Source organism: Flavobacterium sp. UBA2787, from assembly GCA_002352205.1.
GTDB lineage: Bacteria > Bacteroidota > Bacteroidia > Flavobacteriales > Flavobacteriaceae > Flavobacterium.
The window spans coordinates 282,220-304,651 of the sequence record DEHZ01000015.1; the positions used below are offsets into that span (position 1 = coordinate 282,220).

20 protein-coding genes are annotated in these 22,432 nt (G+C 34.7%); 9 read left to right on the forward strand and 11 right to left on the reverse strand.

Annotated features, from left to right (window positions below):
• Positions 1-19: 19 nt before the first annotated feature.
• Positions 20-463 carry a nucleoside deaminase gene (locus B4N66_RS14370; protein ID WP_291095671.1) on the reverse strand — a complete coding sequence of 148 codons (444 nt, stop codon included), beginning with the start codon at positions 461-463 and terminating at the stop codon, positions 20-22.
• 38 nt (positions 464-501) lie between these two features.
• Here B4N66_RS14370 and B4N66_RS14375 point away from each other — a divergent pair, with 38 nt between their 5' ends.
• Together B4N66_RS14375 and B4N66_RS14380 are read left to right on the forward strand one after the other, a co-directional pair.
• A complete protein-coding gene (locus B4N66_RS14375) occupies positions 502-2,268 on the forward strand; it encodes a 1-deoxy-D-xylulose-5-phosphate synthase (RefSeq protein WP_291095672.1) in 1,767 nt (588 codons plus the stop codon).
• A 41-nt stretch (positions 2,269-2,309) separates the two neighbouring features.
• A complete protein-coding gene (locus tag B4N66_RS14380) occupies positions 2,310-3,257 on the forward strand; it encodes a DUF3078 domain-containing protein (protein ID WP_291095673.1) in 948 nt (315 codons plus the stop codon).
• On the opposite strand, the gene B4N66_RS14385 is transcribed toward B4N66_RS14380, so the two are convergent.
• Genes B4N66_RS14385 through B4N66_RS14395 form a run of 3 tightly spaced genes read right to left on the reverse strand, consistent with a single transcriptional unit; the run spans position 3,254 to position 5,305 of the window.
• Positions 3,254-4,597, reverse strand: a complete 1,344-nt coding sequence (locus B4N66_RS14385) for a deoxyguanosinetriphosphate triphosphohydrolase (RefSeq protein ID WP_291095674.1) — start codon at positions 4,595-4,597, stop codon at positions 3,254-3,256. The two genes, B4N66_RS14380 and B4N66_RS14385, sit on opposite strands and share 4 nt — an antisense overlap.
• Positions 4,598-4,625: 28 nt before the next feature.
• Positions 4,626-5,075 carry a GNAT family N-acetyltransferase gene (locus B4N66_RS14390; protein ID WP_291095675.1) on the reverse strand — a complete coding sequence of 150 codons (450 nt, stop codon included), beginning with the start codon at positions 5,073-5,075 and terminating at the stop codon, positions 4,626-4,628.
• Between the two features lie 5 nt (positions 5,076-5,080).
• Positions 5,081-5,305, reverse strand: coding sequence for a hypothetical protein (locus B4N66_RS14395; protein WP_291095676.1), 225 nt, complete (start codon positions 5,303-5,305; stop codon positions 5,081-5,083).
• 206 nt (positions 5,306-5,511) lie between these two features.
• On the opposite strand from B4N66_RS14395, the gene B4N66_RS14400 reads away from it, so the two are divergent.
• Positions 5,512-6,015, forward strand: coding sequence for a DUF2975 domain-containing protein (locus tag B4N66_RS14400; protein WP_291095677.1), 504 nt, complete (start codon positions 5,512-5,514; stop codon positions 6,013-6,015).
• Between the two features lie 2 nt (positions 6,016-6,017).
• On the forward strand, positions 6,018-6,224 hold the full coding sequence (locus B4N66_RS14405) for a helix-turn-helix domain-containing protein (RefSeq protein WP_112085875.1): 207 nt from the start codon (positions 6,018-6,020) through the stop codon (positions 6,222-6,224).
• A gap of 220 nt (positions 6,225-6,444) precedes the next feature.
• On the opposite strand, the gene B4N66_RS14410 is transcribed toward B4N66_RS14405, so the two are convergent.
• The 7 genes from B4N66_RS14410 to B4N66_RS14440 all read right to left on the reverse strand — a co-directional run bounded on the left by B4N66_RS14410 (position 6,445) and on the right by B4N66_RS14440 (position 17,571).
• On the reverse strand, positions 6,445-6,726 hold the full coding sequence (locus tag B4N66_RS14410; RefSeq protein ID WP_291095678.1) for a F0F1 ATP synthase subunit epsilon: 282 nt from the start codon (positions 6,724-6,726) through the stop codon (positions 6,445-6,447).
• Positions 6,727-6,801: 75 nt separating this feature from the next.
• Complete coding sequence (atpD, locus tag B4N66_RS14415) at positions 6,802-8,313, reverse strand: F0F1 ATP synthase subunit beta (RefSeq protein ID WP_248435992.1); 1,512 nt, start codon at positions 8,311-8,313, stop codon at positions 6,802-6,804.
• Positions 8,314-8,534: 221 nt separating this feature from the next.
• Positions 8,535-10,064, reverse strand: coding sequence for an SGNH/GDSL hydrolase family protein (locus tag B4N66_RS14420; protein WP_291095679.1), 1,530 nt, complete (start codon positions 10,062-10,064; stop codon positions 8,535-8,537).
• Positions 10,065-10,089: 25 nt separating this feature from the next.
• Complete coding sequence (locus B4N66_RS14425) at positions 10,090-12,969, reverse strand: TonB-dependent receptor domain-containing protein (RefSeq protein WP_291095681.1); 2,880 nt, start codon at positions 12,967-12,969, stop codon at positions 10,090-10,092.
• Positions 12,970-13,263: 294 nt separating this feature from the next.
• Positions 13,264-15,111: a glutamine--fructose-6-phosphate transaminase (isomerizing) gene (glmS, locus tag B4N66_RS14430; RefSeq protein ID WP_291095683.1), complete on the reverse strand. Its 1,848-nt coding sequence runs from the start codon at positions 15,109-15,111 to the stop codon at positions 13,264-13,266.
• Between the two features lie 11 nt (positions 15,112-15,122).
• Entirely contained in the window at positions 15,123-16,748 is a 1,626-nt protein-coding gene (locus tag B4N66_RS14435) for a DUF4270 domain-containing protein (RefSeq protein ID WP_291095685.1), read from the reverse strand.
• A gap of 16 nt (positions 16,749-16,764) precedes the next feature.
• Positions 16,765-17,571: a glycogen/starch synthase gene (locus B4N66_RS14440; RefSeq protein WP_291095686.1), complete on the reverse strand. Its 807-nt coding sequence runs from the start codon at positions 17,569-17,571 to the stop codon at positions 16,765-16,767.
• 107 nt (positions 17,572-17,678) lie between these two features.
• On the opposite strand from B4N66_RS14440, the gene panC reads away from it, so the two are divergent.
• The 5 genes from panC (at position 17,679) to radA (ending at position 22,432) form a co-directional block, all read left to right on the forward strand.
• Entirely contained in the window at positions 17,679-18,527 is an 849-nt protein-coding gene (panC, locus tag B4N66_RS14445; RefSeq protein WP_291095688.1) for a pantoate--beta-alanine ligase, read from the forward strand.
• 13 nt (positions 18,528-18,540) lie between these two features.
• Positions 18,541-18,891 carry an aspartate 1-decarboxylase gene (gene panD, locus B4N66_RS14450; protein WP_248436006.1) on the forward strand — a complete coding sequence of 117 codons (351 nt, stop codon included), beginning with the start codon at positions 18,541-18,543 and terminating at the stop codon, positions 18,889-18,891.
• Positions 18,892-18,897: 6 nt separating this feature from the next.
• Positions 18,898-19,860, forward strand: coding sequence for a lysylphosphatidylglycerol synthase transmembrane domain-containing protein (locus tag B4N66_RS14455; RefSeq protein ID WP_291095690.1), 963 nt, complete (start codon positions 18,898-18,900; stop codon positions 19,858-19,860).
• Positions 19,861-19,921: 61 nt separating this feature from the next.
• Positions 19,922-21,070 (forward strand): alpha/beta hydrolase, encoded by a 1,149-nt coding sequence (locus tag B4N66_RS14460; RefSeq protein ID WP_291095692.1) that lies wholly within the window; start codon positions 19,922-19,924, stop codon positions 21,068-21,070.
• Positions 21,071-22,432, forward strand: coding sequence for a DNA repair protein RadA (gene radA, locus B4N66_RS14465; RefSeq protein ID WP_291095693.1), 1,362 nt, complete (start codon positions 21,071-21,073; stop codon positions 22,430-22,432). It abuts the gene before it with no gap.

Sequence of the window (22,432 nt, forward strand, 5' to 3'; positions counted from 1 at the left end):
CGTGGTAAAAAAAAGAAAATTATTTCCGTTTGGATGCAAAAAAACGCAACATTAAGTCGGCTGATTCCTGAGCTAAAACTCCTGATACGACTTCTGTTTTCGGATGTAATTTTGTTCCCATCGACATAAAACCTCTTTGTTCATCACGAGCTCCAAATACAATTTTGGAAATCTGACTCCAATACAAAGCTCCGGCACACATTTGACAAGGTTCTAAAGTAACATACAATGTGCATCCTTTTAAATATTTTCCACCAATGAAATTAGCTGCCGAAGTTATGGCTTGCATTTCGGCGTGAGCAGTGACATCATTGAGTAATTCGGTTAAATTATGCGTTCTGGCAATGACTTTGTTTTCTACCACAATGATGGCTCCTACGGGAATTTCGCCTTGTCCAAAAGCGACTTCGGCTTCTTGCAAGGCTTTTTTCATAAAATACTCGTCGGTGAAAGGGTTTTCCATAGAAACAAAAATACAATTTCAATTCGTACATTTGCCCTATGGCTGAAAATTTACTTTCACATATCAATTATCCTGATGATTTACGCAAACTCAATGTAAATCAATTGCCACAATTGGCTCAGGAATTACGTGACTTTATCATAGATATTGTTTCTGTAAAAGAAGGTCATTTAGGTGCCAGTTTAGGTGTGGTAGAATTGACAATTGCCTTGCATTATGTCTTCAACACACCGGAAGATTTACTGGTTTGGGATGTTGGCCATCAAGCGTACGGTCATAAAATTTTGACTGGACGAAAATCAGTTTTTCATACCAATCGGCAATTAAATGGCATTTCCGGTTTTCCGAAGCGAAGCGAAAGTGAATTTGATACGTTTGGAGTTGGACATTCATCCACTTCTATTTCTGCAGCTTTAGGAATGGCGATTGCGTCACAATTAAAAGGCGAAACCAAACATCATATTGCAGTGATTGGCGATGCGTCGATTGCGAGTGGAATGGCGTTTGAAGGTTTGAATCATGCCGGAGTAACCGACGCTAATTTATTGGTAATTTTAAATGATAATGCCATTGGAATTGATCCAAGTGTTGGTGCATTGAAAAATTATCTCACTGCCGTTAAAGAAGGCAAAAACCCGAAAGTGAATAATATGATTAAATCTTTGAATTTTGATTATTCGGGACCGATTGATGGTCATGATATTTTTGCAGTTATTCAGGAATTGGAACGGTTGAAGAAAGTGAAAGGGCCAAAATTTTTACACGTTATTACCACCAAAGGAAAAGGACTTAAAAAAGCGGAAGAAGATCAAGTAAAATATCATGCTCCGGGTAAATTTGATAAATTAACCGGAGAAATTCATCTTAAAGAAGAAAGTCATTTACCACCTAAATTTCAAGATGTTTTTGGGTTGACTTTAGTTGAATTGGCTCAACAAAACGAAAAAATTATTGGCATAACACCTGCAATGCCAACCGGAAGTTCCTTAAAATTCATGATGGATGCTTTTCCTGAAAGAGCTTTTGATGTTGGAATTGCCGAGCAACATGCCGTGACTTTATCTGCCGGAATGGCAACACAGGGAATGGTTGTTTTTTGTAATATTTACTCTACTTTTTTACAGAGAGCATACGACCAAGTAATTCATGATGTGGCGTTGCAAAATCTACCTGTGATTTTTTGTTTAGACCGAGCCGGTTTAGTTGGCGAAGACGGAGCAACGCATCACGGTGTTTTTGATTTAGCTTATTTACGATGTATTCCAAATATGATTGTTTTTTCACCAAGGAATGAAATTGAATTGAGAAATATGCTTTACACTGCTCAATTAGGATTGAATCATCCAATCGCGATTCGCTATCCGAGAGGAAGAGGTGAAATAGTCGATTGGCAACAACCGTTTCAAAAAATTGAAATTGGAAAAGCAACTTTATTAAAAAAAGGATCAAAAACGGCGATTTTATCTAATGGTTTTATTGGAAGAAATGTAACGTTAGCATTTGCTGAAATTTCAAATTCAGCATTATTTTCTCACTATGATTTTTCGTTTGTAAAACCGTTGGATGAAAATCTTCTACATACTATTTTTACTGACTATGAAAGTATTATTACAATTGAAGACGGAACGATCATTGGCGGATTTGGTTCAGCGATTGCTGAATTCAAATCAAAATATAATTACAAAAATAACGTTCAGATACTAGGAATTCCTGACGAATTTATTGAACAAGGAACCGTTGAAGAGCTACAACGATATAGTGAAATTAATGTGAAAAGTTTGGTTTCAATTTTGTCAACTTATTGAAAATGGTCATTTTTGCCAATCCTAATCAACTGTTTAGAATAATGAGGTTTTTTCTGCTATTACTGATGCTCTTTGTTTCGCAATTGTTTTTTTCTCAAACACTTGTAACAGAAAGCGATACAATTCCGCGAGATACAACTTACTGGACCAAGAAAAATATTGCCGGTTTAGACTTTAGTCAGATTGCCTTTATGAATTGGAATGCCGGAGGAAACAGCTCTGTTTCAGGCTTGCTGAAAGGTGATTTTTCTCGAAAATACGTTCGAGGAAAAGTAATTTGGAATAATGAAATGTCACTACGATACGGTATAAATAAGCAAGAGGGCAGGGAGCTGAGAAAAACAGATGATGCTTTTTCTATCCTTTCCAATTATGGCTATAAAAAACATCCGGAATCTAATTGGTATTATTCTGCTCGTTTTAATTTTAATACGCAATTTACGGATGGATTTGCTTATCCAAACACAGATGACCCGGTTTCAAGATTATTTGCTCCGGCTTATATTTTTCTGGGTGCAGGTTCTGAATACAATCGGAAAGATTTGAATATGAATTTTTATTTTTCCCCTTTAACTGTAAAAACAACGCTTGTATTAGACCAACGTTTAGCTGATATGGGAACATTTGGTGTAACTAAAGCAATTTATGATGAAGAAGGAAATTTATTGAGAAGAGGTCGCAAATCCAGAACAGAATTTGGTATGCTTTTTAATAGTTATTGGAAGAAAGAGTTTTATAAAAATATGTTTTTTGAACACCGCCTTTCATTATATTCTGATTACATAAACAACTTTGGAAATGTGGATGTAGATTGGCAATTAGGCGTTGATTTGGTTGTTAATCAATATGTTAAAGCAAATGTTGGCATTCACATGATTTATGATGATGATATTAAAGCCAAAGAAGAAATTGCCGGCGAACAAGTTACTGTTGGTCCGAAATTACAACTCAAGCAAGCGTTAGGAATTGGCGTTACGTATGCTTTTTAAGCATTATTGGAAGAAATAATTTTATTCAACAAAAGAGCATTTCCATCGGTTAATAAAGAGATGTAATGAGAAATATGCATTAATCTTTCATATAGATTTGCTTTTTCTACTTGGTATTTTTCCGGCAAAAGTTTCAACAATAATTGGTCGTAATTAGACATTTTTCCTTCGTGCTTATTGTTAAAAGCGGTGATGAATTTATCCAATAAGTTATTGATAATATGATAGCCCGTAATTTCCTTTTGGATAACTTCCTGACTTTGGTAAATCTTTTTTACACTCAGTTTAATGATGTCATCCATTTGAGCCTTGTACTTGCTTTTATCTGTTAACGCATACGGGAACTTTCCTTTTAAAATAGCTTCTTCATTTTCTATAAAAACACGAACGGCATCGTTGATTAAACTTCCAATCGCCAATGCACGCAAATAGCTGATACGGTCTTCTTTGGTTGTTAAGGAATTATATTTGGAAGCATCAATGCTTTCTTTTACTAATTTGATTAAATATTCTAAAGCAAAATCTTCTTCTACTAAACCTAAATTGATTCCGTCTTCAAAGTCGATGATGGTATAGCAAATATCGTCTGCAGCTTCCACTAAATAGGCTAACGGATGACGTTCATAGCCCAAATCGTCGCCTGATTTATTTGGAATCAAGCCTAATTCTTCTGCAACTTCTTTAAAAAAAGCTTTGTCTTGCTGAAAGAATCCGTACTTTTTATCGGCGATGGCATTGGTTGGTTTTTTGGGTAAACTTTCTTTGGGGTATTTCATAAAAGCTCCCAATGTGGCATACGAAATTCGCAATCCGCCTTCGATACCGGCACGGTTTCCGGTGAGTACCGAAAAACCATTTGCATTTCCTTCAAAATCGATTAAATCTTGCCATTCTTTGGCGGTGAGTTGATCTTTGTATTGCTGACCGTTTCCGGTTTTAAAATATTCTCCAATGGCTTTTTCTCCTGAATGTCCGAAAGGTGGATTTCCAATGTCGTGAGCCAAGCAAGCGGCTGCCACAATTGCTCCAAAATCGTTCATGTGAAAACCGTGAGCTTCTTTTAAATAAGGATATTTTTCAATGATTTTTTTTCCAACTAAACGACCGATGGAGCGACCAACAACGGAAACCTCCAAACTGTGTGTCAAACGTGTGTGAACAAAATCGGTTTTGGAAAGTGGAATAACTTGTGTTTTATCTTGCAAACTTCTAAAAGCGGCAGAGAAAATAATCCTGTCATAATCGACTTCAAAGCCTAAACGGGTGTCGTCTTGTTCTATTCTAAGTCGTTTTCCTTTATCGCCTTGACGTTTTAAGGATAAAAGTTGTTCCCACTTCATAGTTTAATTTTATAATAACTAGTATATTCTAAAGGTGTTTTTTCATGCAAATACTATTTTCAACACCTATGTATTGACCGTAGTTTTCAATAACCTGATAGCCCATTTTTTGATATAAAGAAATGGCATTTTTTAACTCGATACCTGTTTCAAGAATGGCGATTGAATAATTTTCTTCTATAGCCCAATTCTCCAATTCAGTTAAAATAGTTTTGGCTATTCCTTTACCTCTTTGTTCGGGAAAGGTAAACATTCTTTTTATTTCTATTGTTTCAGCATCGTATTCTTTGTAAGCTCCAATGCCAACAGGAATTTTATTTTCATAGGCTATTAGTGCATTTTTTAATAAATTCGATTTGTTGAATTGGGAATAAAATGCATGGTCTTCTCCGTCAATAACCCGCAAATAAGCATCGAGTTGCACAACCAATTTTTGAAAGTCTGAATGATCGGATGTTGTTCGAAGTAAAGCAATCATTGTACTTACTTTTTATCGTTTGCTAAAAAGAAATTCTTTGATTTTTTTGGGTATTGATTATAGCTAATATCGCTTGGGTTTTCGATTACCGATTTGATATTGATTAGATCTCCGAGTTTGAAGTTGGCTTCGGTATATTTGAAGTCTAACAAATATTCTCCACAGAAATAATTTCCTTTTTCATCTTTTTCGATGATACCGGTGTAGACTCCTTTTTTATCTTTTGACATGGTTCTTGAATTGATTTTCAAATGTACGAATTGAAAGTTGAATTAGGAAGAAAGAGGTTGAAATGGTTTATTGAAATTAAAACAATTTTTTGACTTTTGTTAAGTTTAAAAAAATCATGAATTTTATATTTTAGTTGTTTTTTGATTATTTATTATTGTTTATCAATAATTTTTATATATTTGTCTCGAATTTAAAACTTATTAAGATGAGAAAACTAAACATTTTAAAAGCTATTGTGGATTTTGTTTGGATTATGTCTTGGATAATTTTGCCGATAATTATTATTGTGTCGATTGCAATGCTTTTTATTGATTTACCCATTAAGACTACTCTAACTATTAATGAATCAGAGTTAATGCCAGATTCTACTTATGATAAAATTGCTTTACCGATTGGAATAGTATATTTGGGGTTATTTATTTATATACTTTTCTTTTTTAGAAAGCTACTAGTAAACTTTAAAAAGCTTATAATTTTTGATGTTGTAAATGAAGAATTGTTGGACAAAATTGGAAATTTAATATTGCTTAATGCCATACTTTATATAATAATTGATTTTATTATTCAAGCGATTAATGGTAAACTATCAATTGAAATTGGCTACGGTCCATTTTTATCTCTTTTAGGTTTAGGATTGTTTTTTAAAGTTTTAGCCGAAGTTTTTAAAATGGGAAGAACCTATAAAGAAGAAAACGATTTAATGATTTAATCATGCCAATTATTGTAAACTTAGATGTTATGCTCGCTAAGCGAAAGATGCGTTCGAATGAGTTGGCCGAAAAAATTGGGATAACAACTGCTAATCTTTCTATATTAAAAACCGGAAAAGCAAAAGCAATCCGGTTTTCGACGTTGGAATTGATTTGTGAAATATTGGAATGTCAGCCGGGTGATATTATGGAATTTGTGAAGGAATAAATGTTGTTTGAAGCACAATCTACTAGCCCCGATAGAAGTGAAAAGCCTTTTGCAGGATTGTTGCATTTTTTCTTGGCAAAAAAGAGCGACCTTGGGAGCTACTTTTTTGCCTTAGAAAAAAGCAACAAGACAAAAAAGCTTGTAACGGATAGCGGGAAATAGCTCATAAAAAAAGTCACACATTGCTGCGTGACTTTTGTATTTATTGTATTGAAAACGTTTAGTCGGCTAAAACGATTACTTTGTTGTCTTTCATTTCGATGGTTCCCGAATTGATTTCCAACGTGTAGGTTTGTTCGTTTAGTTTGGTAAACTTTCCGGCTACGTCTTTACTAATTTTGAAACTTGGAGCTACAATTTTGATAGTTCCTTGGTTTAAAATAGAAACGATGGGTGCGTGATTATTTAAAATTTGAAACGAACCGTCAACGCCTGGTAGGGTGATTGAAGTGATTTCGCCTTTGAATAATGTGGCTTCCGGGGATACTATTTCTAAAATCATAATTTTTGGTTTCGAGTTGCGGGTTACGGGTTTCGGGTTCGACTGAACACTAAAAATTGTAAACTGCTAACTGGTTTATGCTTCTGCTAACATTTTTTGTCCGGCTTCGATAGCATCTTCGATGGTTCCTTTCAAGTTGAAAGCAGCCTCAGGAAGATGATCTAATTCTCCGTCCATAATCATGTTGAATCCTTTGATAGTGTCTTTAATATCTACTAAAACCCCTGGGATACCTGTAAATTGCTCAGCCACGTGGAAAGGTTGAGACAAGAAACGTTGCACACGACGAGCACGTGATACGGATAATTTATCTTCTTCTGATAATTCTTCCATACCAAGAATCGCGATGATATCTTGTAATTGTTTGTATTTTTGAAGAATTTCTTTTACTCTTTGTGCACAATCATAATGCTCATCACCTAAGATTTGAGCAGTTAAAATTCTTGAAGTAGAATCCAATGGATCTACTGCAGGATAAATACCTAACTCGGCAATTTTACGCGACAATACGGTTGTTGCATCTAAGTGAGCAAAGGTTGTTGCCGGAGCCGGGTCAGTTAAGTCATCCGCGGGAACGTAAACCGCTTGTACAGATGTAATAGAACCTTTATTTGTTGAGGTGATACGCTCTTGCATCGCACCCATTTCTGTTGCTAATGTTGGTTGGTAACCTACTGCAGAAGGCATACGACCTAAAAGAGCCGAAACCTCAGAACCTGCTTGGGTGAAACGGAAGATGTTGTCTACGAAGAAAAGTACATCTTTTCCTTGATCTGAACCTGCACCATCACGGAAATATTCTGCGATAGAAAGTCCTGATAACGCCACACGAGCACGAGCTCCAGGTGGTTCGTTCATCTGACCGAATACGAAAGTAGCTTTAGACTCTCTCATACCTAATTTGTCCACTTTGGATAAATCCCATCCTCCATTTTCCATAGAGTGCATGAATTCTTCTCCGTATTTAATAATTCCTGACTCTAACATCTCACGAAGTAAGTCATTTCCTTCACGTGTTCTTTCACCTACTCCTGCGAATACAGAAAGACCACCGTGACCTTTTGCGATATTGTTGATTAACTCCTGAATCAATACAGTTTTACCTACACCGGCACCACCGAACAAACCGATTTTTCCTCCTTTTGCATAAGGTTCGATAAGGTCGATTACTTTGATACCTGTGAATAAAACTTCGGTAGAAGTTGATAATTGGTCAAATTTTGGAGCTGGTCTGTGGATAGAAATTCCGTCTGCACCTGCTTTTGGTAAATCGCCTAATCCGTCGATTGCATCACCAATTACGTTGAAAAGTCTTCCGTAGATATCTGCACCGATTGGCATTTGAATTGGAGCACCTGTTCCTTCTACTTCTGTACCACGGCTTAATCCGTCGGTAGAGTCCATAGAGATTGTTCTAACAGTGTCTTCACCAATGTGTGACTGTACTTCTAAAACTAATTTTGAACCATCTTTTTTAATGATTTCTAACGAATCATAAATTTTTGGTAAATCGGCAACTTTAGAATCGAACACTACGTCTACAACCGGTCCGATGATTTGGGCAACTTTTCCTATTACTTTTGACATTGCTTATGTATTTATTTAATAGCTATTTATGTTTATTTTAAACACGTCTTTTTTCAGAGTGCAAAGATAATTTTTAAAAATATAAAATCAATAGTAAACGGATGTTTTTTTTATGTTTTTTTGAAGTATTCTAAACTCAGAGTACTAAAGGATAAAAATAGTGTAGGAAAATAAAAAACCACCTGGTTAGAGGTGGTTTTTGTATAGATTATTTTTACTTGTTAGAAATTATCCGGATTTTCAGGATATAATATTCTGTAATTCCCAAGGTTTACTCCCTTGAAATTTGAACCATATTTTGCATTAATTGCTTCTAAAAACTTATTTGCGATTAAGGCATAACCTCTTGGACTGGGATGAATTCCATCTAAAGAAAATGCACCACCGGTTACAAAATTAGAAGTTAAAGTAAAATTATTAGCTGTTATACCTGCTGGTGAACTTAATTGAGTCATAATCGCTTTTGCATCAACAAATGCGACATCATAGGTGTTTTTTGCATTTTCAATTGTTGTATTATAACCCTCTGTTGCAGCAACTATTTCTGCTACTTCAGTTGGAATTAGAACATATCTATCCGGCAAAGGAAAAGTTATACCTAATTGACCTAAAGTAGGTGATGGTGAAGAAACCCCATCTTGAGCCACGTTAGGACTTTGACCAATTCTAGAACTTGCACTCAAACAAATTAAATCTGTTGGTAAAGTTTGTCTAGCCTGACCAAAAACTTGACCAAAAGCAGTTGCTGTTGGAACATCAAGACCACCTCCAACAAGAACAGCTGTTAACTGTGCTGACAAATCAGCTAAAGTTTCATCTCTCATTAACATTGGATTATTATCAGTAGTTGAAAGAAGATTAATTCTATCTCCTTGTCCTAAAAAAGTAAGAGCATTTTTCAATGGCCCATATAATTGTGCATTTAAAAGAGGAACTAAACTATTTCCACCAACAGTTAAATTAGCTTGAGTTAACTGATTGTATTTTATTACATAAAAATGAGGTAAAGTAGTCACAGGAGGTAAATTTGCAATAACACCTTTTCTGCCACCAGCAGTTAATTCTGCCATCAATTGATTGTAGGTAGCATCGAATACAGCTTGTGGTGTTAATGGATTAAGACTTGCATCACCTCCTGCAGTTGCATATCCTAATTCATCGTTACCACCTATCCAAAGTGAAAAAAAGGTTGGATCTTGTGCCAATGCATCTTGTAAAACAGTTGTAGATGGACTGGACGCCATTCTAGCGAAATAAGGATTTCCGGCTGAACTTCCATAACCTGGAAAAGTTAAGTGAAAACTTTTTGCACCTGGAATTCCAAAATTGTTGTAAGATCCCGGAATTGTTGCAGAAATATCTGTGCCTGAAACACCTGAAACTGGTAACGGTGTACTTGTTGCTGCATTAAACCATAATCTTGGTCCAAATTGTGGTATTTGAACACCTCCCGAACTAAATCCACCAACATTATCGACCATAAAAGGAATTTTAAACTCTCCTCCGCCAACTAATGAAAACTGGCTTGCTAATATATTTGGATAGGAAAATTTTTGTCCTTCTTCAAACAACGCATTATCTGAAAAACCAGCCGCAAAAGAATCTCCTATAGCTACATAATTAGAAAAATCTGCACTTCCTGAAGTTAAAGGTTGTCCATCAGCTGTGTCATTTACAACAGCTACATCGTCGTCACTACAAGCCATCATGGTTAATGCAACCAATAACAGCCATTTATTATTTTTTATCATTTTCATTTATTTTAAAATTGGTTCATTATTGATTAATAGTTAATCCAACAAAGAATTGTTGTCCGATTGCTCCTGCTCCTAACACTTGAATGTACTCTTGTCCGCCAAGGTTAGTTGCACCAACTTTTACAATTGTTTTTAATTTTGGAATAGCGTAGTTGATTTGAGCATCAATAACGGTTGCTTCTTCAATTGTACCGTCTACAAAAGTGGATTGCCATAAATATTCTGAGTTCCATCTTGCACTAACATTAAATCCAAAATTTTTGAATAATTTGTCATTACTGATTGATCCTTTTACTCTGTGTTTTGGTGTATTGAAACCAGCTTCGAAACTTGGATCTAATGCTTGGTCAAAGCTAAATTCAGCATAATTATAATTTGCTCCTAACTCAAAATCTTTGTAAACTTTAGTTGAAAGACCAAGACCAAAACCTAATGATTTGATTTCAATATCTGTGTTTGTATACAACTGATAAGCTCTGATATTTCCGGTTTGAATAGCATGTAATGTTTGAAAACCAGCATCAGTTGGTCCTGCACCTGGATTTGGAGAATCTTGTGCTGTTCCATACAAAGGTGCAACTACGTTAAGATTTCCAATAAAATCATTGTAAATATTATAATATCCATTAATATCGTAAGAGAAATTTTCAAACTGACCTCTGTATCCTAATTCAAATGCTTTTACAGTTTCAGGTTTAACTAAATCTACATCCGTTCTTCTTAATAAAGCTGAAGCAGCGACCGGATCTGACCCTGCTAAGGCAGCAAATGCTTGTACAGATGTGGCAGTGTATGAGTTGTAGTAAGCATTTTGTCCCGTTAACACTACTGAACTACCTCCTGCGAAAAATTGTCCTTCAGCAGTAGATACAGGTAATGTTTCACTATAACGATCTAAGTTATCCGGTGCAGAACCAATTAAAACAGCATTACCCACATTGAATCCAATATATTGATCTTGCGTAGTTGGGTTACGGAAACCTGTTTGGAAAGATGCTCTAAAGTTGTGGTTTTTTCTTTCATCTGGAGAGAATACTAATGAAACTCTCGGAGAATAATTCCCGTCAAAATTTTGACTTTTATCATAGCGAACAGAACCTGTAAATTTTAATTTATCCTCTAAAAATTTCTTTTGAATTTGAGTATAAACTCCGTATTCTTCATAATCAATTCCGCCAAATTCAGGTGTATCTGTATAGATTCTTCCAAATGAATTCAAATCATAAATTCTGTATGAACCCCCAACTTGAATTTCTGCAAATTTTAAAATATCTCTAAAGTTGTAATTGGCATCTGCATGATAAATTTTAGAGTTATCTACTAATTTAGACCCTGTTAAAACATCAGGATCAGCAATTACTTGATTAAATGCATTTATAAATTCAGGTGTTCCCGGTAAAAATCTTCCGGTATCGGCAATAGTTCTAGCCGAAGCATGTGCTTGACTTGGTGTAGCACCTCCCAAAGTAGATTGTACGTAAGTTGCAGCGTATTGACCAAACCAAGTTGAATCCGGCTTCCATCTTCTGTTAACATTTACTGCTGTAAATTCCATGTCATATGAATTACCACCATCTTCTGAAGTTACATATCCTCTTGCGAAGAAATTTTTACCTACAACTTCAAGTTTATGCTGTTGCATTTCAAATCCGTTTAAGTAATATCTGTTTGCTCCTTGGTAAACCGTATTACCAAATCCAAATTTACTTTGCCAAATAAACTCAATATCTTTTGCCCACTCAGTACTTCCGGTTGCCCATGGTTTCAAGTGCAAAGAAAAATCTATTTTGGCGTTTCTTACTTTATTATCTGTGATATCAACTTCATTGTAACCCGTTCTGGAAACATTTTGATTAGGCAAAACAGCATTAAAAACAGTAAATTGAGCAGGTGTGATTACTCCGGCATTTAACATAGCAGAGGCAACACTTTTTATATTGGTGGAAACAACATCACCATAAACATTAATACCATTATAATTTGGATCTGTTCTATCAACGCCTATATTATTTACTAAATCTTTATCTCTATAGTCTGTGGCATACCAATCTGTTCCACTCATAAAAGTAAAGTTTGCTTTAGCCGCAAAATGAGGAGTAAATGCTTTTGCAGCTCTTACTCCGTAATCATAATATAAATTGTTTCCGGCAGCTTCTTGACTGGTTTGTCCAACTTTTGCATAAGCACTTATTCCTTGGTGTGTAAATGGGCTCTTACTAGTCATGAACAAAATACCGTTAAACGCATTTGCACCATATAATGCAGAAGATGCTCCGGGTAGAAGCTCAACGCTAGCAACATCAATTTCGGAAACACCAATTAAATTTCCTAACACAAAGTTTAATAATGGTGATGAATTATCCATTCCATCAACCAATTGCATGAAACGAGTGTTGGCAACTGTAGCAAAACCTCTGGTGTTGATTGATTTGAAAGACATACTACTTGTATTCATATGTACTTCTTTTAAGTTTTCAAGACCATCATAAAATGAAACTGAAGCCGATTTTTTGATATCCTTTATACTCATTCTTTCAATCGTGACCGGTGATTCTCTAACCCTTTCAGGTGCTCTTGAAGCAGAAATTACAATTTCGTCTAATCTTGTTTCTTCCTCGGCTAAAACAGCATTTACTTTTTGGTTGTTAGACCTGATTTCTTCAGTTTTGGTCGAGAAACCAATCGAAGAAATTTCAATCGAAAAAGGCGGCTTTTTTTGGGTCGTTAAGGTGAAGTTTCCGTCAAAGTCGGATGTTGTACCAATGGCTTCGCCAACAATTTTGATGTTAGCTCCAGGAATTGGTTGATTGGTATTGTCAACCACTTTTCCTGTTATTGTTGTTTGAGCAAAAGAAATGCTACAAAAAAACAATGTGAGAAGAATTAATTTCAATTTCATAAAGTTAGAGTTTTTGTTAGTTTACGTTACCAAAGTACAAATATTTTTGATATTTATAAAAAATAGGAAGAAATTTATCATAATTACTAATTTTATATTCTCATTTTTAAATTATTCTCAGTGCTTTTTATTGAATAATATTTAAGAATTTAATAAAATCGATAAAATTTACTATGCGTTCATATAATTTTTTAAGCTTTAGTTAACAATTTAGCAACTTTATCGAGGAATCTAAAAAAAACAAAAAAAGCGAACATTTAATGTCCGCTTTTGTATAAAATTGTAAAAAAAGATTTATTCTACTGTAACCGATTTGGCTAAATTTCTTGGTTGATCTACATTACAACCTCTCATAACTGCAATGTGGTAAGAAAGTAATTGTAATGGAATGGTTGTTAATAATGGTGAAAGAGCATCTGATGTTTCCGGAATTTCGATTACGTGGTCTGCTAACTCACGAACTTGTGTATCTCCTTTAGTTACAACGGCAATAATTTTTCCGCTTCTGGATTTAATTTCCTGAATATTGCTTACAACTTTATCATAATGACCCATTTTTGGAGCAATTACAACAACCGGCATTGATTCATCAATTAGAGCGATTGGTCCGTGTTTCATCTCTGCTGCAGGATAACCTTCGGCGTGAATGTATGATATCTCTTTTAATTTCAATGCACCTTCTAAAGCTACCGGGAAATTATATCCTCTACCTAAATATAAACAATTTGGAGAATCTTTGTAAATTCCGGCAATTTCTTTAGCCATATCATTGGTTTCAAGTGCTTCAGCCACTTTGTCCGGAATCATTTCTAATTCTAATAAATAACGGTGATAGTCAGAATTTGACATTGTTCCTTTTGCTTTTGCTAAACGTAATGCAATCAACGTTAACACTGTAATTTGTGTTGTAAATGCTTTTGTTGAAGCTACTCCGATTTCCGGACCGGCGTGCGTGTAAGCACCAGCATCGGTTTCTCTTGAAATAGATGAACCAACTACGTTACATACACCAAAAACAAACGCACCGTTTTCTTTGGCTAATTTAATAGCTGCTAAAGTATCGGCTGTTTCACCTGATTGAGAAATAGCGACAACGATATCTTTTTTATTAATGATTGGGTTTCTGTATCTGAATTCAGATGCATACTCTACTTCCACGGGAATTCTTGCAAATTCTTCAAAAATGTATTCTGCTACTAATCCGGCATGCCATGAAGTTCCGCATGCAACTATAATAATACGTTCGGCATTTAGGAATTTTTCTAAATTATCTTCAATTCCGGCCATTTGAATAATTCCTTTGTTTGAAAGTAATCTTCCTCTGTATGTATCTTTTATAACATTTGGTTGCTCATAGATTTCTTTAAGCATGAAATGATCGTAACCACCTTTTTCAATTTGCTCCAAGTTCATTTTTAATTCTTGAACATACGGATCTACTAAGGTATCATCTTTAATTTTACGTACTTTAATTGGTTTATGTAAACGAACGATGGCCATTTCCTCATCCTCCAAATAAATAGCATTAGAAGTATATTCGATAAATGGAGAAGCATCTGAAGCTACAAAAAATTCGCCATCGCCAATTCCAATCGCTAATGGACTTCCTAAACGTGCTACTACAATTTCGTCTGGTTTATTCTTATCAAAAACTGCAATTGCATAAGCTCCAACAACCTGGTTTAAAGCAACTTGAACAGCTTTTCCTAATTTTAGATTTTCTTTTTTCTGAACGTCTTCAATTAAATTAACTAAAACTTCAGTATCTGTATCCGAATGAAATACAAAACCTCTTTTAATTAATTCTTTTTTTAACGGCTCATAATTTTCAATGATTCCGTTATGAATAATGGCAAGATTTCCTGAATTTGATAAATGTGGATGAGAATTCACATCATTTGGCACACCATGAGTGGCCCAACGTGTATGTCCCATTCCGATAGATCCGAAAAAATTATTATCTTTTGCAGAAACTTCTTCTAAATCTGTTACTTTTCCTTTTGTTTTTGAAATTTTAAGGTCTTTGCCATCATGAAGCATGATCCCGGCACTGTCATAGCCTCTGTATTCTAAACGCTTAAGTCCCTTTATAACAATTGAATAAGCGTCTCTTTTTCCAATATATCCAACAATTCCACACATACGTTTTCTATTTAGTCAGGTTTGGTATAATAAATTTCTAATCGTAATCTTTGATCCAAAGGTACAGAAGATTTGCTTCCGTACAACACTGTTCCAAAAGGATTCATTATAGAGGCAATTGGCACTTCTTTAATGCCTGCTAATGATTGATTTTTTAAATTATAATTTCCAATATTGCCTATTGCTTCAGTAACCACCAACCCTAATCTAACATTCGTAGAATCGGCATTTTTTAGTAAATTAGCGATATGGTTAGTAATTCTGATTTTATAGGTTACACCTTTTTCATCTTCCAATTTAATAATACCATCGTGAACTAATTTCCCGTATTTTGGTTTGGAAGAATTCACAGTAAAATCATTGTAATAATCAAACAAGGGCCTTTTATTATCTAAATCATACAAGTATATTCTGTCCGGTTCTTTGTTGTTTCCCATCGCATCACGATCAATTCTAAAAGTCAAGTTGGCTTCGTTAATTAACCATCCATTGGCTCTATATTGTTCTAATTCTGCAGATTCTCCATCTTCATTACGTCCAAATAAATCGATAACAGCCATTGAACCGGCACCACCGTTTATATACAAACGTTCGTCGCCTTGTGCCGCATCAGCAGAAGTTAATGCATTAGAATAATTTGTGGTTCTTTCTTGACTTGTTAAACTTACTGTATTTCCTGTGAGAGTAAGTTCTAACGTTTTATCTTCTGTAGTATCGGTTGTTTCATCATTATCATCTTGCTGTTCATAATTTATAGTAATTTTTCCACCACTAAAATTAATCATAGCAAGAGCATTTCCATTGGGCTCAACATCTGAAGCCTCCACTTTAAAATATAGACCTCGGAAATAATCTTTAAAAACATTATTGTTCACTAACTTATTTTGGTCATAACCACCAATAATTTTCTTTTGAAAAAAATCTTTATTTAATTTCAGATAAATCCCGGGAGCAGATTTTGTTGTTGTTTCTTCCCCTTCATCATCAACTGTGGTAACTGAAATTTCCGCAGGATTAAAAAAGAATTGATCGTTTTGAGCAACATTAGCATCATTATTTAAACGTTCACCATGCGGAATAGATGTTCCATCAGCAGCAGCTCCTCTTTTATTATTTTCAAAATCTGAAAACTGATCTGAATAATATTTTTGTGCCTGTGCAAATTGCGTATTTGGATCGAAATCTCTTAAAAAATAACCATTTTCAAAAACGCTTAATTTTAATTTAGAGGTTCCATATACGGAGTCAAGCTCATACGTTGCAACTCCTTCAGCATTAGTTGTCCCTTTTGTACTAAAATAAGGAATATAAAGAATCACATCCTTAATTACAGGTTCTGGGTTGAACGTTGGAGCAGTTGTTGGCAATGTTACTTGCGTTACAAAATGAGCAGTGGTTTTACCAAAGGTAGTATTATGATAAATCCCTAATGGGTTAATAGTTAAATTATTCGTTTGAACAGCACCTAAATCTTGATTAAAAGCGGTTACAGTAGCCTCATAATCTTTTATGCCAAACTGAAAATGATCGTCGCCGATTACATTGCCACCAATTGTATTAAAATCTTTATCACACGAAAAAAGTGATAAAGCAAGCACAGCAACAGAAGTATATTGTATTAATTTTTTTGAAATCATTTGAAATAAATAAAATTTAAAGAACCGTGTTTTTATAGAAATTTTTATAATGATCAGGATAATCCTCTTTCGGCACGAAAGGTAAAAAAGGTTTTCCCGATGATTCTATAAATTTTGTTAAACTTGCCGAAACATTTTCAGACGCAACTATCACAGCATCAGAGTGTTCTACAGCTACTTTAATTAAATTTTCATAATTTGGTTGTTCCAAAACCGCAATTGAATCCTGTGGAACACCATCAAATTTGATTTTATTGATTAATTCTAAGTCTAAATTCCCATCAAAAGACTGTGCGTAAACCGATGTAACAATTTTTGTATCAGAAAACAACGCCTCATCTTTATAATAATGTTTCATGTAAACAGGCAAAAGTGAAGCCAGCCAACCATGAACATGGATAATATCCGGAACCCAATTTAATTTTTTTACTGTTTCTACCACTCCTTTTGCAAAAAAGATGGCTCTTTCGTCATTGTCAGCATATAGTTTTCCATCTTCATCCGTAAAAGTTGCTTTACGTTTAAAATATTCGTCATTGTCAATAAAATATACTTGAATTCGTTCTTTTGGAATGGACGCTACTTTAATAATCAACGGCATATCTAAATCATTCACCACCAAATTCATTCCCGACAATCTTATTACTTCATGCAATTGATGTCTTCTCTCATTGATATTCCCATATCGCGGCATAAAAATTCTTATTTGTCCGCCCTGATCATTGATCATTTTTGGAACATCATAAGACATAATCGATACTTCATTTTCTGCTAAATAAGGCACTACCTCAGATGATACATACAATATCCTCTTATCCTCCATACGTTTTGAACTTTATTTATTAGTTTTTAAAAACATGCAAAATTACAAAAATTTATGCAGATATTTAAGTAAAATACTAAGTTTGCACTTGAACTAATCAAATTTAAATGCTCATTTTCAATAAACAAACCGATCTTAAAGCCTATTTGTCATCATTTTGGACAGCTAAAACCACTATCGGATTTGTGCCAACTATGGGTGCTTTACACGATGGACACTTGTCTTTGCTCAGAAAAGCACTACAAGAAAATAAAGTTGTTGTGATGAGTATTTTTGTAAACCCAACACAGTTCAATAATCCCGAAGATTTAGAAAAATACCCGCGAACACTTGACAGGGACGTACAGAAAATAGCTACATTAAGTAATAAAGTTGTTATTTATGCTCCTAATGTGGATGATATTTATAACGGAAAAACCGTTTCACAGCCCTTTAATTATGATGGTTTAGAACATCAAATGGAAGGAAAGCATCGTCCTGGACATTTTGACGGAGTGGGAACAATTGTGAAACGATTATTTGAAATCGTTCAACCAACAAATTCCTATTTCGGTGAAAAAGATTTTCAGCAATTGCAGATTATCAAAAAATTGGTTCAAAAGCATAAAATTCCTGTAAACGTAGTTGGTTGCCCAATTCATCGCGAAAAAAACGGATTGGCTATGAGTTCTAGAAATGAACGCCTTTCTGAATCCGAAAAAGAAGAATCTACTTTGATTTTCAAGACGTTAACCTCTGCCAAAAAAATGTTTGGCACGAAATCTGCTAATGAGGTTACGGATTTTGTTAAAAAAACATTTGAAAATCATCCTAAATTTTCGTTAGAATATTTTCAAATTGCCGATGAAGCCACGTTAAAACCTTGTTTACGCAAATTGAAAAACAAGAAATACCGAGCTTTTATCGCTGTTTTTATCAACAACATTCGATTGATTGATACTATTTCATTAAATTAATTACCTTTGCACCATGCAAATTCAAGTTGTAAAATCCAAGATTCACCGCGTAAAGGTGACTGGAGCAGATTTAAATTACATCGGTAGTATTACTATCGACGAAGCTTTAATGGAAGCTTCAAATCTTGTAGAAGGAGAAAAAGTTGCTATCGTAAACATCAACAATGGTGAACGTTTAGAGACCTACGTAATTAAAGGAAATCGCAATAGTGGCGAAATTACTTTGAACGGTCCGGCTGCAAGAAAAGTTCAAAAAGGAGATATAATTATCGTGATTGCTTACGGAATTATAGATTTTGAAGAAGCTAAAACCTTCAAACCTGCATTAGTTTTTCCTAATGAGAACGACAATTCGTTGACCTAAATTCCCTTGAAACAGAAAATCGGCAAATGGCTTTCTATTCTTCTTCCAATTTTGTTGGGATTGGCGTTGGTTATTTACACCTACAATAAATTTACACCCGAACAATTAGAAGAAATTAAACTGCAATTTAAAAATGCTGATTATTTCTATATATTAATTTCGTTGTTAATAAGTGCTGTTGCTTTGTGGTCAAGAGGTTATCGATGGAGATATACATTGGAACATTTAGGCTATAAACCAAAAATTTCCACAAATGTGATGGCGGTTTGTATAGGCTATTTCATCAATATGTCGATTCCGCGTTCAGGCGAAGTTTCTCGTGCTTTAATTCTTAAAAAATACGAAGATGTTCCGTTCGATAAAGCCTTCGGAACCATCATTGCCGAAAGAGTTGTTGATACATTTTTCTTATTATCATTCATTGGTTTAGCCTTTTTTCTGGAATTTGATGTGTTAAAAGCATTTGTTTTGGATAAAATTCCTTTTCAAAAATTAATGTTGATTTTAGGAATTGGTACATTTATGTTGGTTGGCATTATTTTAATGTTTCGCTATTCAAGAGTAAAGCCAATTGTTGTTATCAAACAAAAAATTTCCGGTTTGTTAGATGGTGTCTTCAGTATATGGAAAATGGAGAAAAAATGGGCTTTCCTTTTTCATTCTTTATTGATTTGGGCAAGTTACTTTTTTATGTTTTACGTCACCATTTTTGCCTTGCCGGAAACAAGCGAGTTGAGTTTAAGTACCGTTGTCATTTCGTTTATCGTGGGCGGAATTGCCATTACTTTAACCAACTCAGGTTTTGGAGCCTATCCATTTTTGATGGCAGAAATTCTTTTACTTTATAATGTTCCGGAAACTGCTGGAACCGCTTTCGGTTGGTTAGTATGGACTTCACAGACTTTGATGGTCGTGATTTTAGGAACACTTTCATTTTTATTGCTTCCCATTTTAAACAAAAACAAATAATTTACTATCTTGCTTTCGAAAAAAATTAGGTTATTTACTTAATTTCCAAAACCGAAACCAGATGAAAATAATTCAAACACTTGCCGTTTTGCTGTGTTCAATGAGTATTTATGCTCAAAAAACCGTAGAAACCTTTTCTTCTCAAAAATTGGGAGGAGACCGTGATCTTTACATAACGCTTCCTCCTTCATACGAAAAAGATAAGAATCAAAAATTTCCTTTGTTGTTGGTTTTGGATGGAGAATATTTATTTGATCCATTTCAAGGTGCTTTGAAGTTCGGAAATTATTGGGATGATTTGCCTGAAGTAATTTTAGTCGGAATTTCTCAAAATAAACAAGAAGAACGTTACGCCGACAGTGAATATGATGAAGAAAGTGGCTTGCCAATTGAAACCGGAGCGAACTTTTTCGATTTCATCGGAACAGAATTAATGCCTTATTTGGAAAAAACATACCGAATTGCTCCTTTCAAAATTATTGCCGGACACGACACAACTGCCGGGTTTTTAAACTTTTTCTTGTATAAAGATAACCCTGTTTTTGATGCATATATTTCATTAAGTCCTGAATTGGCTTTAGATATGGAAAACAGAATTCCGGAACGATTAAATGCGATTGCTAAACCAATTTACTACTATCAATCAACGGCTGATGGTGATTTAAAGAAAATTCAAAAACGAATTAAAGAATTAGATGAAAAAGCAAAAGCCATCAAAAAAGAAACATTGAATTATAAATTTGATGAATTTTTAGGGGCTTCCCATTATTCGTTAGTTCTTCATTCTATTCCAAATGCGTTGTATCAGTTTTTTGCAGTTTATCAACCTATCACAACACATGAATTTAATGAGAAAATTGTGAAATTAGAATCCGGTTATGTAGAATATTTAAAGCAAAAATATGATGTTTTAGAAAAATCATTAAACATAAAAATGCCAGTTCGTTTGAATGATTTTAAAGCAATTGAAGCGGCAATTTTGAAAAATAAAGCCTACAACGAATTTGATGAACTTTCCATTTTAGCTGATAAATATTACAAAAAAACTATGCTGCCGGATTACCATATGGCATTGATGTATGAGAAAAAAGAAGATTACAAAAGAGCTCAGAAATTTTATTTAAGTGCTTTTCAAAAAGAACCAATTGGCGATTTAGACAAAGATATGATGTATGACAAATCGGAAGAAATGAAGCAATTAATGAACTAAATGGCAAAAGTAAAAACCTCTTTTTTTTGTCAAAATTGTGGGACGCAATATTCCAAATGGCAAGGACAATGTCATGCGTGCAACGAATGGAATACGATTGTTGAAGAAGTGATTCAGAAAGAAGAAAAATCATCTTGGAAACCTTCATCCACTGAAACAAAAAAAGCTCCAAAACCGCTTCGCATTAGCGATATTGATTCCACACAAGAAATCCGTTTAGACACGACAGACGGTGAATTAAACCGTGTTTTAGGTGGCGGATTAGTTCCCGGCTCATTAACGCTTTTGGGCGGCGAACCAGGCATCGGAAAAAGTACACTTTTATTACAGATTTCATTAAAATTACCTTATAAAACCCTATATGTTTCCGGCGAAGAAAGTCAGAAACAAATAAAAATGCGTGCCGAACGAATTACACCAAACGGTGATAATTGTTTCATTTTAACCGAAACCAAAACGCAAAATATCTTCAAACAAATTCAGGAAATTGAACCTGAAATTGTGATTATTGATTCCATTCAAACGTTACATACTGATTATATTGAATCGACTGCAGGAAGTATTTCGCAAATACGTGAATGCACGGCAGAACTTATCAAATTTGCTAAAGAAACAAATGTTCCGGTGCTTTTGATTGGTCATATTACAAAAGACGGAACAATTGCCGGCCCAAAAATTCTCGAACATATGGTCGATACAGTTCTGCAATTTGAAGGCGATCGCAATCACGTGTACCGAATTCTTCGTTCGCTCAAAAACCGTTTTGGTTCAACAGCAGAAATTGGAATTTATGAAATGCAAGGTTCAGGTTTAAGAGAAGTTGCAAATCCATCGGAAATACTTATTTCACACAAAGACGAAGAACTTTCAGGAACTGCCATTGCTTCTACGCTAGAAGGGATGCGACCGTTGATGATTGAAATACAAGCTTTAGTCAGCACCGCAGTTTACGGAACTCCTCAACGAAGCACAACTGGTTACAACGCCAAACGACTCAATATGATTTTGGCAGTTTTAGAAAAACGTGCCGGATTTCGTTTGGGAGCAAAAGACGTTTTTTTAAATGTAACAGGCGGAATTTCTGTGGATGATCCCGCGATTGATTTGGCAGTTGTTGCCGCCATTTTATCCTCCAACGAAGATATTCCTGTCGGGAAAGATTTCTGCTTTGCGGGAGAAGTTGGTTTGGCCGGAGAAATTCGTCCAGTGAACCGCGTAGAACAACGGATTTTGGAGGCCGAAAAATTAGGGTTTTCTACCATTTTTGTCTCGAAATACAATAAAATTTCATTGAAAGACACGTTGATTCAAGTGAAATTGGTGGCGAAGATTGAAGATGTTGTGGGAGAATTGTTTGGGTAG

Coding starts and splice junctions, on each gene's coding strand:
- B4N66_RS14370 (WP_291095671.1), bottom strand. CDS start 463: ATGGAAAACCCTTTCACCGACGAGTATTTTATGAAAAAAGCCTTGCAA.
- B4N66_RS14375 (WP_291095672.1), top strand. CDS start 502: ATGGCTGAAAATTTACTTTCACATATCAATTATCCTGATGATTTACGC.
- B4N66_RS14380 (WP_291095673.1), top strand. CDS start 2,310: ATGAGGTTTTTTCTGCTATTACTGATGCTCTTTGTTTCGCAATTGTTT.
- B4N66_RS14385 (WP_291095674.1), bottom strand. CDS start 4,597: ATGAAGTGGGAACAACTTTTATCCTTAAAACGTCAAGGCGATAAAGGA.
- B4N66_RS14390 (WP_291095675.1), bottom strand. CDS start 5,075: ATGATTGCTTTACTTCGAACAACATCCGATCATTCAGACTTTCAAAAA.
- B4N66_RS14395 (WP_291095676.1), bottom strand. CDS start 5,305: ATGTCAAAAGATAAAAAAGGAGTCTACACCGGTATCATCGAAAAAGAT.
- B4N66_RS14400 (WP_291095677.1), top strand. CDS start 5,512: ATGAGAAAACTAAACATTTTAAAAGCTATTGTGGATTTTGTTTGGATT.
- B4N66_RS14405 (WP_112085875.1), top strand. CDS start 6,018: ATGCCAATTATTGTAAACTTAGATGTTATGCTCGCTAAGCGAAAGATG.
- B4N66_RS14410 (WP_291095678.1), bottom strand. CDS start 6,726: ATGATTTTAGAAATAGTATCCCCGGAAGCCACATTATTCAAAGGCGAA.
- atpD (WP_248435992.1), bottom strand. CDS start 8,313: ATGTCAAAAGTAATAGGAAAAGTTGCCCAAATCATCGGACCGGTTGTA.
- B4N66_RS14420 (WP_291095679.1), bottom strand. CDS start 10,064: ATGATAAAAAATAATAAATGGCTGTTATTGGTTGCATTAACCATGATG.
- B4N66_RS14425 (WP_291095681.1), bottom strand. CDS start 12,969: ATGAAATTGAAATTAATTCTTCTCACATTGTTTTTTTGTAGCATTTCT.
- glmS (WP_291095683.1), bottom strand. CDS start 15,111: ATGTGTGGAATTGTTGGATATATTGGAAAAAGAGACGCTTATTCAATT.
- B4N66_RS14435 (WP_291095685.1), bottom strand. CDS start 16,748: ATGATTTCAAAAAAATTAATACAATATACTTCTGTTGCTGTGCTTGCT.
- B4N66_RS14440 (WP_291095686.1), bottom strand. CDS start 17,571: ATGGAGGATAAGAGGATATTGTATGTATCATCTGAGGTAGTGCCTTAT.
- panC (WP_291095688.1), top strand. CDS start 17,679: ATGCTCATTTTCAATAAACAAACCGATCTTAAAGCCTATTTGTCATCA.
- panD (WP_248436006.1), top strand. CDS start 18,541: ATGCAAATTCAAGTTGTAAAATCCAAGATTCACCGCGTAAAGGTGACT.
- B4N66_RS14460 (WP_291095692.1), top strand. CDS start 19,922: ATGAAAATAATTCAAACACTTGCCGTTTTGCTGTGTTCAATGAGTATT.
- radA (WP_291095693.1), top strand. CDS start 21,071: ATGGCAAAAGTAAAAACCTCTTTTTTTTGTCAAAATTGTGGGACGCAA.